At 59.5% G+C, this 14489-nt stretch carries 13 protein-coding genes; all 13 read left to right on the top strand.

Going from position 1 to position 14489, the window contains the following annotated elements; all coding sequences use genetic code 11:
* The first annotated feature begins 125 nt into the window (after positions 1–125).
* The 13 genes from AC1DUP_RS29960 (at position 126) to bamA (ending at position 14456) form a co-directional block, all read left to right on the top strand.
* On the top strand, positions 126–965 hold the full coding sequence (locus tag AC1DUP_RS29960; protein WP_113295643.1) for a cell envelope integrity EipB family protein: 840 nt from the start codon (positions 126–128) through the stop codon (positions 963–965).
* Positions 966–1168: 203 nt separating this feature from the next.
* Positions 1169–2245 (top strand): toxic anion resistance protein, encoded by a 1077-nt coding sequence (locus AC1DUP_RS29955; RefSeq protein WP_477836339.1) that lies wholly within the window; start codon positions 1169–1171, stop codon positions 2243–2245.
* Positions 2246–2256: 11 nt separating this feature from the next.
* Positions 2257–3828, top strand: coding sequence for a substrate-binding domain-containing protein (locus AC1DUP_RS29950; RefSeq protein WP_477836362.1), 1572 nt, complete (start codon positions 2257–2259; stop codon positions 3826–3828).
* A gap of 7 nt (positions 3829–3835) precedes the next feature.
* Entirely contained in the window at positions 3836–4453 is a 618-nt protein-coding gene (locus AC1DUP_RS29945) for a 5-bromo-4-chloroindolyl phosphate hydrolysis family protein (RefSeq protein ID WP_477836337.1), read from the top strand.
* Positions 4453–5556 (top strand): hypothetical protein, encoded by a 1104-nt coding sequence (locus tag AC1DUP_RS29940; RefSeq protein ID WP_477836335.1) that lies wholly within the window; start codon positions 4453–4455, stop codon positions 5554–5556. The genes AC1DUP_RS29945 and AC1DUP_RS29940 overlap by 1 nt, the downstream gene beginning before the upstream one ends.
* Before the next feature lie 223 nt (positions 5557–5779).
* Positions 5780–6547, top strand: coding sequence for a 30S ribosomal protein S2 (gene rpsB / locus AC1DUP_RS29935; protein ID WP_477836333.1), 768 nt, complete (start codon positions 5780–5782; stop codon positions 6545–6547).
* 240 nt (positions 6548–6787) lie between these two features.
* Positions 6788–7714, top strand: a complete 927-nt coding sequence (gene tsf / locus AC1DUP_RS29930) for a translation elongation factor Ts (protein WP_477836331.1) — start codon at positions 6788–6790, stop codon at positions 7712–7714.
* 95 nt (positions 7715–7809) lie between these two features.
* Positions 7810–8532 carry a UMP kinase gene (pyrH, locus tag AC1DUP_RS29925; RefSeq protein WP_113295637.1) on the top strand — a complete coding sequence of 241 codons (723 nt, stop codon included), beginning with the start codon at positions 7810–7812 and terminating at the stop codon, positions 8530–8532.
* Positions 8533–8582: 50 nt separating this feature from the next.
* Entirely contained in the window at positions 8583–9143 is a 561-nt protein-coding gene (frr, locus tag AC1DUP_RS29920) for a ribosome recycling factor (RefSeq protein WP_113310156.1), read from the top strand.
* A 37-nt stretch (positions 9144–9180) separates the two neighbouring features.
* Entirely contained in the window at positions 9181–9924 is a 744-nt protein-coding gene (locus AC1DUP_RS29915; protein ID WP_113295635.1) for an isoprenyl transferase, read from the top strand.
* Complete coding sequence (locus AC1DUP_RS29910; RefSeq protein ID WP_113310155.1) at positions 9924–10754, top strand: phosphatidate cytidylyltransferase; 831 nt, start codon at positions 9924–9926, stop codon at positions 10752–10754. Before AC1DUP_RS29915 ends, AC1DUP_RS29910 begins: the two co-directional genes overlap by 1 nt.
* A 29-nt stretch (positions 10755–10783) precedes the next feature.
* Positions 10784–11917, top strand: a complete 1134-nt coding sequence (rseP, locus tag AC1DUP_RS29905) for an RIP metalloprotease RseP (protein ID WP_113295633.1) — start codon at positions 10784–10786, stop codon at positions 11915–11917.
* A gap of 199 nt (positions 11918–12116) precedes the next feature.
* Positions 12117–14456 (top strand): outer membrane protein assembly factor BamA, encoded by a 2340-nt coding sequence (gene bamA, locus AC1DUP_RS29900; protein WP_113295736.1) that lies wholly within the window; start codon positions 12117–12119, stop codon positions 14454–14456.
* Positions 14457–14489 lie beyond the last annotated feature (33 nt).

Raw genomic sequence — 14489 nt, 5'->3', positions numbered from 1 at the left:
TCTTCAAAAATTATGCATCAAGACTAGAATCTTTAATGTGACAGTTTCGAGCCTCGACTTGGCCGCCTCGATTTGGCCGAAACGGTTCTTATAACATCGCGGACGAGTCCAACAGGAGTTAATGAATGTTCCGATCGTCACTTGCCGCTCTTCTCCTCGCAAGCGTTTCCGCCAATGTCTCCGCGGCCGCGCCGGCGACGAGCGCTGTGATCGCGACCGGGCTCGTTGCTCACCGCGCGGTTTACGACCTGGAACTGAAGGACGCCTCGGAACGCTCCGGCATCTCCTCCATGTACGGCCGTATGGTCTATGAGTTCGACGGCAATTATTGCGAAGGCTTCACCACGAATTTCCGCTTCGTCACCCAGATCGACACGGGCGATAGCGTGCGCGTCAGCGACCAGCAGACCAAGACCTTCGAGAGCCTGAAGGACGGCAAGTTCACCTTCGACACAAAGTCCTTCACCGACGACCAGCTCGACAAGGAAGTCAACGGCGCGGCCGAGGATAAGCCGGAAGGCGTGAAGGTCGACCTGACGCAGCCGGCTAGCCGTGAGCTGCAGCTCGCCGAAAGCCGGTTCCCGACCGAGCATATGCTCGATGTCATCCAGAACGCCAAAGACGGCAAGCGCTTCTTCGAAGCTCGCGTTTTCGATGGCTCTGATGACGGCGACAAATCACTGGTCACCACGACCATCGTCGGCAAGCAGGAAACCCCGGCCACCGATGAGGCCGATGCCGGCAATGCCGGCCAGTTCTCCAAGACCGCCTTCTGGCCGGTGACGATCTCTTATTTCAACGAGAATGCCAAATCGGATACTCTGCCGGTCTACCGCATGTCGTTCAAGCTCTATGAGAACGGCATCACGCGCGACCTGACGATGGACTACGGCGATTTCGTGCTGACCGGCAAGCTCGCTAATCTCGAACTTCTCGACAAGAAGGCCGCGCCGACCTGCCAGTAAGGCGGGTTTTGTCGCTCCTTAACCAACTGTCATAAAAGCGTATTTCTAGTACAGCTAAACTGTCGTCCCGATGAGTCATCGCGGGCCGGTACGCGTGGAAGTCTGCCTTTTCCGGCCCTGCAGCGTGGATGGCCCATTTGCTCCGACAATGGGTTTGCAATTCGTAAGACCAATTGCGCCACAAGCCGAGAAAGACGACCCGAATGGCCGATACCGATCTCGCGACTATGCAGAATGCCTCTCTGCCGGCGATTGCCGCCGATCCCTCCGAAATAGCCCGCATCACCGATAATATCAGTATCACTGACCGCGCCGGAATCTCCGTCTTCGGAGACCGGGCGCAGCAGTCTGTGAGCGACTATTCCGACAGGATCTTGCGCGAGGTGCGCAACAAGGATCTCGGTGAGGTCGGCAAGCTTCTAACCGACATCATCCTGAAATCGAAGAGCCTCGATCCTGCGTCGTTGAAGGAGAAGGGTTTCCTCAGCCGCATGTTCCTCTCTGCCCAGGCACGCATCGAACGGTTCAAGGAAGAGTTTGAGGATGTCGCGGGTCAGATCGACCGTATCGGGCTGGAACTCGACCGCCACAAGGATACGCTGCGCCGTGATATCGCCTTGCTCGACGATCTGCACGAGGAGACGAAACAGTCGATCATCCGGCTCGACGCCTATGTGCAGGCCGGGAAGAATTTCGCTGACCATTTCCGTGCGATCGAGTTGCCGAAACTGAAGAGCGCAGCCGATGCCGCGACGTCGGCGCCCGGCGGCGGCATGCTGGAAGCGCAGACCTATCAGGACAGCGTCCAGGCGCTCGACCGACTGGAGAAACGCATCTTCTATCTGCAGCAGGCTCGTCAGCTCGGCATCCAGCAGCTTCCGCAGATCCGCATCGTCCAGGCTGGCGACGAGACGCTGATCGAGAACCTTCAGGCCACCTCGGCACTGACGGTTCCGGCCTGGAAGCAGAAGATGGTCATCCTGCTCGGGCTTAGCAGGCAGAAATCGGCCCTCGATCTGCAGAAGACGGTCACTGACGCCACCAATGACATGATCCGCCAGGCCTCCGAAATGATGAAGGATCAGGCGATCGCCATCGAGCAGCAGTCGCAGCGCGGCATCGTTGATATGGAGACGCTTGCCAAGGCCAATCAGGATCTGATCGACACTGTAACCGGCGTGCTGCGCGTCCAGGAGGAGGGCCGTAAGAAGCGCGCTGAGGCCGAGCAGCATATGGAACAACTGACGATCGACCTCAAGAAGGCGATGACACAGGCGTGACCGGCAAAAACATGATCCGATCACTCGTCTCCGCACTGGCGCTGTCTGGTCTGGCGGCGCTGGCCGGCTGCGATGCTTTCAGCAGCGGCCCTGACTTCTCGATCGTTTCCGGGTCGGAAAACACCGTCCTGCAGCCGATCGTCGAGGAATTCTGCAAGGAGAAGCATGCGACCTGCTCCTTCAAATATGAGGGCACGCTCGATATCGGCCTCGCGCTGCAAAGCAATCAGGGCGTTGAGCAGGACGCCGTCTGGCCCGCTTCCAGCGTCTGGGTCGACATGTTCGACACAAGGCGCAGGGTCAAGGACCTGACGTCGGTGGCGCAGACGCCCGTCATCTTCGGTGTGCGCAAGTCGAAGGCCGAACAGCTCGGCTGGATCGGAAAGGATGTCTTCATGAAGGATATCCTGGCAGCCGTGGATAGCGGCTCGCTGAAGTTCCTGATGACATCAGCCACTCAGTCGAATTCAGGGGCCAGCGCCTATCTCGCCATGCTCTCAAGCGCGCTCGGCAACAAGCCGGTGATCGAGCCCGGCGATCTCGACGACAAGACGGTCCAGGACACCGTTCGAAGTCTGCTTGCCGGCGTTGCACGCTCCTCCGGCTCTTCGGGCTGGCTCGCCGACCTCTATACGGATTCCGCTGGCAAGGGCACGATCTACGATGCCATGTGGAACTACGAGGCGGTCATCAAGGAAACCAACGACAAACTGTCAGGCATGGGCAAGGAGCCGCTTTACGCCATCTATCCCGCCGACGGCGTGGCGATGGCGGATTCACCGATCGGTTTCGTCGATCATGGCCGCGGCGCCGAGGTACAGACCTTCTTCAAGGATCTGCTTGCCTATTTACGTTCGCCCGATGTCCAGAAGAAGATCGCCGAAACCGGCCGCCGCCTGCCGCTCGGCAGTGTGACTGCGCAGCTGGAGCCGAGCTGGAACTTCGATCCCACGAGACTGGTGACAGCTGTCCGCATGCCGGAACCAACGGTGATCCGCCAGGCACTCACGCTTTATCAGGCCGCACTTCGCAAGCCGTCGCTGACGGCGCTCTGCCTCGACTTCTCCGGCTCGATGCAGGGAGACGGCGAGAAGAGTCTGCAGGAGGCGATGCGTTTCCTGTTCACGCCGGAAGAGGCGAGCAAGGTGCTGGTGCAGTGGTCGCCTGCTGACCGCATTTTCGTCATTCCCTTCGATGCCAATGTCCGCAATATATTTTCGGGCTCGGGCGACGCGATGGAGCAGCAGGGGCTTCTCAATGCAGTTGCCGGCCAGCATGCCGGCGGCGGCACCAATATGTATGCCTGCGCCGAGCGCGCGCGCCAGCAGATGGCGAAAACCGGGGACCTCGGCAATTATCTGCCGGCGATCATCATCATGACCGATGGCAGATCCGATGATCAAAGTGCGGCCTTCATGAGCGATTGGAACGCGATGGAGCCACACGTGCCGATCTTCGGCATTACTTTCGGCGATGCGGACAAGACCCAGCTCGCCAATCTGGCGGCGGCGACGGCGGCGCGTGTCTTCGACGGTCGGTCGGACCTTGCGGCAGCATTCCGCACCGCCCGCGGTTATAACTAGGGCCGGCATGCGCAACTGGCTCGGCAATGATGGCAACTGGATCGTGGCGGGAGCAGTAACGGCCATCCTCGTTCCCGTCCTCACGTTCACAGCCGGCATGCCGTTCTGGATCGCTGTCGTCATCGGCATGTTCGTCTTCGCCGGCCTCGTGTTCCTGCTGGCGCCGCGCCGGCTTTTCGAAGGCCTCAACATCAAGGCGATCGGCCGTGGCCGCGTGGCCTTCGCGAGGGAGCTGCTGGAAGGTGCCGCTCCCGCGGCGCAAAGGCTGGAGACGGCCGCAGACGATATCACCGACAGGCAGACGGCAGCGCGCGTGCGCCACCTGGCTGAAATCGCCGCCGATGTCTTCCGCAAGGTGGAGGCCAAGCCGGAAACCGCCAATGCCGTGCGCCGTTTCCTCAGTTACTATCTGCCGCGTGCGGCCGAAGTCGCCGAGGGCTTTGCGGTGATCGAGGCGAAGCGCGCACCGGAGCGCCAGCAGTTGGAGAATGTCCGCGCCGTGCTCGTCAAGCTCGAAGATGCCTTCGTTCATTATGCCGACAGCCTTGTCGATGCTGAGCTCGGCACACTTGATACAGACCTGCGCCTCATCCAGGCATCGCTCAAAGAGGATATCGGACGCTGATGGCTCTTTCCCGCCGTGCCTTTGGAGTTGGACTGCTCGCCACCGGCATTGCCGGCACAGGCGGCTATTTCGCTGTACGCGACCGGCCGGAGCTGCAGGGCTTGCTTGGCACACGCACAAAACTTTTCGGCTTCATCGGCGGCGAGAAAGAGGCTTTCCTTGCCGATCCGGATGTCGTCAGCGCTATCAAAGGCCACGGCCTTTCGATCGACAGCCGTGTTGCCGGCTCGGTCGAGATGGTGCGCGAGCAGGCCTTGCTCTCGCAGAACCCGCAATTTCTCTGGCCTTCCTCATCCATCATGGTGGATATCGCCCGTCAGAGCGGCGTGAAGATCCGCGACGACCGTGTCATGCTCAATACGCCCATTGTCGTTTACACGTGGCAGCCGGTCGTGGACGGGCTGATCAAATCGGGCCTCGTGACGGTAACTGACGGTCATCACCAGCTCGACCTGAAGGCCTTGCTCGACGCCATCCTTGCCGGGACGGACTGGTCGAAGCTCGGCGTCGTCACGCTCTATGGCCGGGCGCGGATCGTCTCGACCGATCCCAACCGGTCGAATTCGGGCTTCATGTTCTCGGGTCTCGCGCTCAGCCTGTTCAGCGGCAATGTCGCGACATCAGATGATCTCGCCCAATATGGCGGCAAAGTGCAGTCGATCTTCCGCAATATGGGTTTCAAGTCGCCATCGTCAGGCAAGTTGTTCGACCAGTATCTGGCAGGCGGGCTCGGCGGCGAACCGATGATTGTCGGCTACGAGAATCAACTCGTTGAATGGGCGCTCGCCGATGCCGACCGATGGAGCCGCATCCAGTCGGGGCCTGGTGCCAAGCCCGTCGTCCTCTATCCACGCCCGACGGTCTATTCGGCACACCCGATGATCGTCGTCGACGAAACGGCCGAACGTCTGATCGAGGCGCTGGCGAGCGCCCGCCTGCGGGAGCTTGCCTGGACCAAACACGGTTTTCGCGGGCCGCTCGGCACGGCGACCGGTGATACCAAGGGGCCAATTGCCGGCCTGCTACCGGCCGAGATCGATGCCGTGTTGCCGATCCCGGATGCTGGCGTCATGCTCTCACTGCTAAACACGCTGGCAAGCTGAGCCGGCAACGCGTATATATCGCAGGCACGGCTCATTCGTCCGTTCGCGCCAGTTTTTTTGGCGTAAGCCTTGCTTTTGCAGGAAATCGAATGTAAGGCCACGCGCATTCCACACGTAAGGCATGGGATCGTCCGGGAGAAATCCGGCGGTTCCGCCCGGTGGCATCTTCGAAGAGGATGCTGTTCGCCTTGCGGAGGTTCAACCGGAAAAGGAGTAACAAGGCATGGCATTGCCTGATTTTTCTATGCGCCAGCTGCTTGAAGCAGGCGTCCACTTCGGTCACCAGACGCACCGCTGGAACCCGAAGATGAAGCCGTACATTTTCGGCGATCGTAACAACATCCACATCATCGACCTGGCTCAGACCGTTCCGATGCTGTCGCGCGCCCTGCAGGTCGTGTCCGACACCGTTGCTCGCGGCGGCCGTGTTCTCTTCGTCGGCACCAAGCGTCAGGCTTCCGAGCTGATTGCTGACTCGGCCAAGCGTTCTGCCCAGTACTACGTCAACTCGCGTTGGCTCGGCGGCATGATGACGAACTGGAAGACGATCTCCAACTCGATCCAGCGCCTGCGCAAGCTCGACGAAATCCTCGGTTCCGAGCAGTCCGGCTACTCCAAGAAGGAGCGCCTGACCCTCGAACGCGAGCGCGAAAAGCTCGATAAGGCCCTCGGCGGTATCAAGGACATGGGCGGCACGCCGGACCTGATGTTCATCATCGACACCAACAAGGAAAAGATCGCGATCGACGAAGCCAAGCGCCTCGGCATCCCGGTCGTCGCCATCATCGACTCGAACTGCGATCCGGACCTGATCGACTATCCGATCCCGGGCAACGACGACGCTTCGCGCGCCATCGCTCTCTACTGCGACCTGATCGCCCGCGCTGCCATCGACGGTATTGCCCGTCAGCAGAGCGGATCGGGCCGCGACCTCGGCGCTTCTGCGGAAGCTCCGTTCGAGCAGGCGCTCGATGAGGCGACCGAAGCCTGATAAAGCGGGCGGAGTAAAATCTCCGCCAAAGCTTGCGAAGATTGGGAAAGGCCGCTCGCGACTCTCAGAAGTTCGGCGGCCTTGCCCTTTTCAGGCGGAAGCTACGACTGCTTTTGCCACTATGAATTCTGTTAGGACGCGTCTTCATAACGCTGTCATACATACAGGTACATTTCGTGCCTCAATCCGGTGCCGCGCCGCCTACTGCGGGCCACCGCTTGAACCGACAAGAGGAAGCTTATGACCGAGATTACGGCTGCACTGGTGAAGGAACTGCGCGAAAAGTCCGGCGCAGGCATGATGGACTGCAAGAAGGCGCTGACCGAAACCAACGGCGATATCGAAGCCGCGATCGACTGGCTGCGCGCAAAGGGCATCTCCAAGGCCGACAAGAAGTCCGGCCGCGCCGCCGCTGAGGGCCTGGTCGCCATCGCCGGCGCCGGTCACAAGGCTGTCGTCGTCGAACTCAATTCCGAAACCGACTTCGTTGCCCGTAACGATGCCTTCCAGGATCTCGCACGCGGCATCGCCGAAGTTGCGCTCTCCACCGACGGCACGGTCGAAGCCGTTTCGGCTGCGACCTATCCGGCATCCGGCAAGCCGGTCGCCGAGACCGTCAAGGAAGCGATCGCAACCATCGGCGAGAACATGACCCTCCGTCGTGCCGCCAAGCTCGAAGTCGAGCACGGCGTCGTTGCGACCTACGTCCACAACGCTGCCGGCGACGGCATCGGCAAGCTCGGCGTTCTCGTTGCGCTGAAGTCGGTCGGTGACAAGGCCGTTCTGACGTCGATCGGCCGCCAGGTTGCCATGCACATTGCTGCGACCAATCCGCTGGCTATCCGCGCCGAAGAAGTCGATGCCGCAGTCGCCGAGCGCGAACGCAACGTCTTCATCGAGCAGTCCCGCGAATCCGGCAAGCCGGAAGCCATCATCGAAAAGATGGTGGAAGGCCGCATGCGCAAGTTCTTCGAGGAAGTCGCTCTTCTCTCGCAGGCTTTCGTCATCAATCCGGACCTGACGGTCGGCGCTGCCATCAAGGCCGCTGAAAAGGAAGCCGGCGCCCCGATCGAAGTCACCGGTATGGCTCGCCTGCTCCTCGGCGAAGGCGTCGAGAAGGAAGAAACCGACTTCGCAGCCGAAGTTGCTGCTGTCGCGAAGGGCTGATCTTTCAGCCATATTTGGGAAAACCGAAGGGCATCGCGTGACAACGCGATGCCCTTCGTGTATCGGGCAACTGCGGCAATATACGAGGAGCCAACATGACGTCGGAACCAATCTACAAACGCGTTCTACTCAAGGCTTCCGGGGAAGCCATGATGGGTTCTCAGGGCTTCGGGATCGACGTTGCGGTGGCGGACCGCATCGCGTCCGACATCGCCGATGCACGGCAGATGGGTGTCGAAGTTGGCGTCGTCATCGGCGGCGGTAACATCTTCCGCGGCGTGGCGGTTGCGTCCAAGGGCGGCGACCGCGTCACCGGCGACCACATGGGCATGCTCGGTACCGTCATCAATGCGCTGGCTCTGGCGACATCGCTGCGCAAGCTGAACATCGACACGGTGGTTTTGTCGGCCATTTCCATGCCGGAAATCTGCGAAAGCTTTTCGCAGCGCGCAACCCTCTACCATCTGTCGCTGGGCAGGGTGGTGATTTTTGCCGGCGGCACCGGCAATCCCTTCTTCACCACAGATTCTGCTGCAGCACTGCGCGCCGCTGAAATGGGCGCTCAGGCAATTTTCAAGGGTACGCAGGTAGACGGCATCTACACCGCCGATCCGAAGAAGGATCCGACCGCAACGCGTTTCGATCATCTGACCCATAAAGAGGTGCTGGATCGAGGCCTCGCCGTCATGGACGTCGCCGCTGTTGCGCTCGCACGTGAGAATTCCATTCCGATCGTTGTTTTCTCGATACACGAGAAGGGACGTTTCGCTGAAATCTTGACGGGTGGTGGTCTCAAGACCATCGTATCCGACAACTGATGGGAGCTGCGCCGTTGCCGGCGCAAATCTTCTGAGACGGGAGCATAGACATGAGTGAAGGCATCGATATCAAGGAACTGAAGCGCCGCATGGACGGTGCCATTTCCGCGTTCAAGAGCGACATTGCATCGCTGCGCACGGGCCGTGCTTCGGCCAACATTCTCGATCCGGTGATGGTTGAAGCCTATGGTTCGCGCATGCCGCTGAACCAGGTCGCCAACATCACCGTGCCCGAGCCGCGCATGCTGTCGGTCTCTGTCTGGGATAAGACCATGGTCGGCGCCGTGGATCGTTCGATTCGCGAATCCAATCTCGGCCTCAACCCGATCGTCGATGGCCAGAACCTGCGTATTCCGCTGCCGGAACTCAACGAGGAGCGCCGCAAGTCGCTCGTCAAGGTGGCGCACGAATATTCGGAAAAGAGCAAGGTTGCGATTCGCCATGTTCGCCGCGACGGTATGGACGGCCTTAAGAAAGCCGAAAAGGATGGCGTAATCGGCCAGGATGAAAGCCGGGCACAGTCGGAACGCGTTCAGAAAATGACGGACGAGACGATTTTGGAAATCGACCGCTTGCTTGGCGAGAAAGAAAAGGAAATCATGCAAGTTTAGTATACTTGCGTCCTCGCCAAGAAAGACCGGACGGAAAATGTCGGAAACTTCATTTTTGACTGCGCCAGAACACGTTGCCATCATCATGGATGGCAACGGCCGTTGGGCAAAGCAGCGCGGCCTGCCGCGGACGATGGGACACCGCAGGGCGGTCGAGACCGTTCGCCAGACTGTGCGCGCTGCCGGCGATCTGGGCATCAAATACCTGACGCTCTTCGCCTTCTCGTCGGAGAACTGGCGTCGCCCGGAGGCCGAGGTCACCGATCTCCTCGGCCTGCTGAAGGCCTTCATCCGCAGCGATCTGGCCGAACTCCATCGGCAGAATGTGCGCATCAGGGTGATCGGCGACCGCGTCAACCTGCGTAGCGATATTCTCAAGCTTCTGCTTGAAGCCGAAGAGACGACCAGGGCCAATACGGCGCTGACACTCGTCATCGCCTTCAACTATGGCTCTCGCGACGAGATCGCCCGCGCTGCGATGAGCCTCGCCAAGGACGTGGAGGAGGGGCGCTTAAGGTCGCAGGATATCACGCCGGCGCTGATCAACGCCCGGCTGGACACAGCCGGCATCCCCGACCCCGATCTCATCATCCGCACCAGCGGCGAGGAGCGGTTGTCCAACTTCCTTTTGTGGCAGGCCGCATATTCGGAGTTCGTTTTCCTTCCGGAATACTGGCCGGATTTCAGCCGCGAGCTCTTCCTGTCGGCGCTTGAGAAATTTGCTTCGCGTGATCGCCGCTTCGGCGGTCTCTCCGCGCAGGCTGCGGCTGTGAACACCTGATGAAGCAGGAACTGAAGCTCCGCATCGTTTCAGGTCTGATTCTCGCAATCATCGTTCTTGCCGCCACCTGGTATGGCGGCTTCATCTTCCGCATCCTGGCGGCGGCAATCGCGCTTCTGATCTATTACGAATGGTCGACGATTACGGGTATTGTGCGCGACCCTGTCACCAACGTGCTCGGCTGGGTCGGGGAGGTGCTGGTTGCCGTGCTCGTTCTCGCCGGGGCCTTTGAATATGCGCTCGGAATGCTGATCGCCCTGACCGCGGTCGGCATTGCCATGATCTTCCTGCATCGTGCCAGCCGGTGGTTCGCGCCGGGGCTTTTATATGCTGGCGGCACTGGGCTGGCGCTTGCGGCGATCCGCGGCGATGAAACGTTTGGCCTCTACGCGATGCTCTTCATCTTCGCCGTCGTCTGGGCGACCGATATTCTCGCCTATTTCATTGGGCGTGCGGTCGGCGGTCCAAAGCTTGCTCCCCGCATATCGCCCGGCAAGACTTGGTCGGGGGCGGTCGGCGGCGCCATTTCGGCCGTCATTGCCGGAGCCGTCATCGTCCACTTTCTGATTCCGGAAGCCCTGGATCGCGCCGCGGTGATTGCGCTCGTCCTGTCCGTTTTCAGCCAGTCAGGCGATCTTTTCGAAAGTTTCATCAAGCGAAAATTCGGTGTGAAGGACTCCAGCCGTCTCATTCCGGGGCATGGTGGCGTCATGGACCGTGTCGATGGACTGATTTTCGCCTGTTTTTCAGCGTTCTTGCTTGCTGGCCTTTTTTCGCTGATAAAGGGCGGCGGAACGACGTCGCTCGGTGCGGCATTGTTCGGCCTTTGATCATTACGGCCAGATAGAAGAAGGAAATCATGGAAGCGGTGACCGGCATATTCGGTTTTTTGACGGGCTACATCGTCCCCTTCGTCATCGTGCTGTCGCTACTCGTCTTCGTGCATGAGATGGGCCACTATCTGGTGGGGCGCTGGAGCGGTATCCGTATTCTCGCCTTTTCCGTCGGCTTCGGCCCGGAGATTGCCGGTTTCACCGATCGCCACGGAACACGCTGGAAGATCTCGGCGATCCCGCTCGGCGGCTATGTGCGCTTTTTCGGCGATGAGGATGCATCCAGCAAGCCCGATACCGACAGGCTTGCCGCGATGACGGACGAAGAGCGGGAGCGTTCCTTTGCAGGCGCAAAGCTGTGGAAGCGTGCCGCAACCGTCGCAGCCGGTCCGATCGCCAATTTTATCCTGGCCATTGCCATCTTCACCGTTCTTTTCGCGATCTATGGCCGCACGGTGTCCGATCCCGTCGTTGCCGAAGTGAAGCCGGATAGCGCTGCCGCCGCAGCCGGCGTACTGCCCGGCGACCTGCTCGTCTCCATCGATGGCACCAAGGTCCAGACCTTCGACGACGTGCGCCGCTATGTCAGCATCCGTCCGAACCAGAATATTGTCGTGAGCGTCGAGCGTAACGGCGAGAAGATGGACCTGCCGATGGTGCCGCAGCGCACCGACATCACCGACCAGTTTGGCAACAAGATCGAGATCGGCCTGATCGGCATCGTCACGAACGAAGAGGTCGGCCACTTCCGCCTGCAGACCTATACGCCCCTGCAAGCGCTGCATGAAGGCGTGACCCAGACCTGGCATATCGTCACCGGCACCTTCAAATATATCGGCAATCTGCTCAATGGATCGATGAAAGCCGATCAATTGGGTGGTCCGATCCGCGTGGCGCAAGCTTCGGGCCAGATGGCTACGCTTGGAATAGGTGCGTTGCTGCAGCTCGCGGCGGTTTTGTCAGTTTCGATTGGATTGCTGAATTTGATGCCGGTTCCGGTACTTGATGGCGGCCACCTGATGTTCTATGCGGTGGAAGCGATTAGGGGAAGGCCGCTGGGTTCTTCGGCTCAGGAAATTGCGTTTCGCATTGGTCTGGCCATGGTACTTACATTAATGGTTTTTGCCACCTGGAATGACATTAGCGCGCTCATTGGCTAGCGCGTAAAAGTGAGGAAAAATTACTGTTTATTTACGATGTTTCAAAGCTGTAGTGGCGAATGGGTCACGCTTGGAAATGAAGTAAACAGAAATTAACGAGCTCCCTTGCTTGTATGTCAAAAGCGGGTAAAACGACACACGTGGCCGGAATCGGGGGCTCCCGGGGCCGGAGACGAGGGAAACAAAGGTAATGGGTGAAATGAAGGCTGGTTCAAGGTTTTTGAACGCAGTATCGGCGATTGCGCTGTCTGCTGGTGTTGTTGCTTCTGGCGCAGGTGCTTTGACTTTCGTTTCGGCTACGGCTGCGGAAGCTGCTGTCATTCAGCGGATAGACGTCCGCGGTGCAAGCCGCGTCGGTGCTGAGGCCGTCCGGTCGAACATCACCATTGCTCCCGGCAAGAGCTTCTCCAACACCGATATCGACGACTCCGTAAAGCAGCTTTACGGCACCGGTTATTTTTCCGACGTCAAGATCTCGGTTTCGGGCAGCACCCTCGTCGTCGACGTCCAGGAGGCGAAACTCGTCAACCAGGTGGTCTTCAACGGCAACCGCAAGGTCAAGGATGACAAGCTGGCAGCCGTCGTCCAGACGCATGCCGCTGGTCCTTACAGCGACGCGCAGATCCAGGCTGATATCCAGGCGATCAAGCAAGCCTATGCCGCTACTGGCCGCAGCGAAGTCGAAGTGACGACGCAGGTCGTTCCGCTCGGCGAAGGCCGCGTCAATCTCGCTTTCGTTATCAATGAAGGCGACCGTACCAAGATCGATGCCATCAATTTCGTTGGCAACCAAGCCTATAGCGCCGGCCGTCTCGCCGCGGTCATTCAGACAAAGCGTTCGAACTTCCTCTCGTTCCTGACCCGCAAGGACGTCTACAACGAAGACAAGCTGCACGCTGACGAAGACGCGCTGCGCCAGTTCTATTACAATCGCGGTTATGCCGACATGCGCATCGTTTCTTCCGATGCGGCTTTCGACGAATCGACGAACAAGTACACGCTGACCTTCAACATCGAGGAAGGTCCGCGCTACGACTTCGGTGCGGTTACCGTCCAGTCGACCGTTGAAGGCGTCGATGCCCAGCAGCTGCAGGGGCTGGTCAGAACCCACGAAGGTCAGGTCTACAACGCGAAGGAAGTTCAGAAGTCCATCGAAGCGATTTCGGATCAGGTTGCTTCGGCCGGTTATCCCTTTGCGCGCGTTACCCCGCGCGGTAACCGCGACCTGAACAACAACACGATCGGCGTCGAATACCTCGTCGACCAGGGCGAGCGCGCCTATGTCGAGCGTATCGAAATCCGCGGCAACAGCCGCACGCGCGATTACGTTATCCGCCGCGAATTCGATCTCAGCGAAGGCGACGCCTTCAATCAGCAGATGATCACTCGCGCAAAGCGCCGTCTTGAAGCGCTCGGCTACTTCTCCGCAGTCAATATCTCGACCCAGCCGGGCAGTTCTGCTGACCGCGTCGTCATCGTTGTCGACGTGCAGGATCAGTCGACAGGTTCGTTCGGTATCGGCGCCGGTTATGCGGCCGGCGGCGACGGCCTGCTGCTCGAAGCCTCGATCGAAGAAAAGAACTTCCTCGGCCGCGGTCAGTACATCCGCGTTTCGGCCGGTGGCGGTCAGGAAGGCTCGCGCGCTTACGGCATCAACTTCACCGAGCCCTACTTCCTCGGCTATCGTCTTGCCGCCGGTTTCGATGTCAATCACAGCGAGACGTCGAGCAACGACAACTACGATTACGAAGAAACCAGCGGCGTTCTGCGCGTTACTGCGCCGATCACGGAAGATCTGGCGACCACTTTCCGCTACAATTACAAGCAGATGAAGTACGATTCCAGCGGAAGCAATCTAAGCGATTTGTCGGCTACCTATCAAAATCTCGTCGATGAAAGCCCGTGGACTCGCTCTTCCATTTCGCAGACGCTGACTTACAACACGCTGGACGACACCGTCCTGCCGCGTGAGGGTATCTACGCGACCGCAACGCAGGAAATTGCCGGTCTCGGTGGCGACTCGCAGTATTACAAGATCTACGGTAAGGCTCGTTACTACCATCTGCTTGCTGACGATGCCGATATCATCGGTTCGCTCTCGGCATCGGCAGGTTACGTTGTCGGCTTCGGCGATCACCTGAACGTCTTCGACCAGTTCACATTGACCAATTCCGATATTCGCGGCTTTGAAAACAAGGGTATCGGCCCGCGCATCACCAACCCGGACGATCCGCTCGGTGGTACGACCTATTTCACCGCTTCTGCTGAAGCGACATTCCCGATGCCGGGCTTCCCTCGCGACTTCAACCTGCGCGGCGCAGTCTTCGCAGATGCCGGCACGCTGTTCGGCAATGATGTCGAGCTTCTCGGTTCGGATACTGAAGAAGGTGACGGTTCCTCTCTGCGCGCGTCGGTCGGTCTCGGTCTGATCTGGCAGTCGCCCTTCGGCGCCCTCCGCGTCGACTATGCGATCCCGGTCGTGAAGGAAGACTTCGACAAGACTCAACGCTTCAAGTTTGGCATTAACAACCAATTCTGATATCGGCAGTCCGGAACTGTAAATTTCAATTCC

The organism is Rhizobium sp. 01L419 (genome assembly GCF_056400025.1).
This window is presented reverse-complemented; position numbering and strand designations above follow the sequence as displayed.

Excerpts from the sequence above, each read along its gene's own strand:
- bamA (WP_113295736.1), top strand. The coding sequence starts at position 12,117 with ATGAAGGCTGGTTCAAGGTTTTTGAACGCAGTATCGGCGATTGCGCTG.
- AC1DUP_RS29950 (WP_477836362.1), top strand. The coding sequence starts at position 2,257 with ATGATCCGATCACTCGTCTCCGCACTGGCGCTGTCTGGTCTGGCGGCG.
- AC1DUP_RS29910 (WP_113310155.1), top strand. The coding sequence starts at position 9,924 with ATGAAGCAGGAACTGAAGCTCCGCATCGTTTCAGGTCTGATTCTCGCA.
- rseP (WP_113295633.1), top strand. The coding sequence starts at position 10,784 with ATGGAAGCGGTGACCGGCATATTCGGTTTTTTGACGGGCTACATCGTC.
- tsf (WP_477836331.1), top strand. The coding sequence starts at position 6,788 with ATGACCGAGATTACGGCTGCACTGGTGAAGGAACTGCGCGAAAAGTCC.
- pyrH (WP_113295637.1), top strand. The coding sequence starts at position 7,810 with ATGACGTCGGAACCAATCTACAAACGCGTTCTACTCAAGGCTTCCGGG.
- rpsB (WP_477836333.1), top strand. The coding sequence starts at position 5,780 with ATGGCATTGCCTGATTTTTCTATGCGCCAGCTGCTTGAAGCAGGCGTC.
- AC1DUP_RS29915 (WP_113295635.1), top strand. The coding sequence starts at position 9,181 with ATGTCGGAAACTTCATTTTTGACTGCGCCAGAACACGTTGCCATCATC.
- AC1DUP_RS29945 (WP_477836337.1), top strand. The coding sequence starts at position 3,836 with ATGCGCAACTGGCTCGGCAATGATGGCAACTGGATCGTGGCGGGAGCA.
- AC1DUP_RS29955 (WP_477836339.1), top strand. The coding sequence starts at position 1,169 with ATGGCCGATACCGATCTCGCGACTATGCAGAATGCCTCTCTGCCGGCG.
- frr (WP_113310156.1), top strand. The coding sequence starts at position 8,583 with ATGAGTGAAGGCATCGATATCAAGGAACTGAAGCGCCGCATGGACGGT.
- AC1DUP_RS29940 (WP_477836335.1), top strand. The coding sequence starts at position 4,453 with ATGGCTCTTTCCCGCCGTGCCTTTGGAGTTGGACTGCTCGCCACCGGC.
- AC1DUP_RS29960 (WP_113295643.1), top strand. The coding sequence starts at position 126 with ATGTTCCGATCGTCACTTGCCGCTCTTCTCCTCGCAAGCGTTTCCGCC.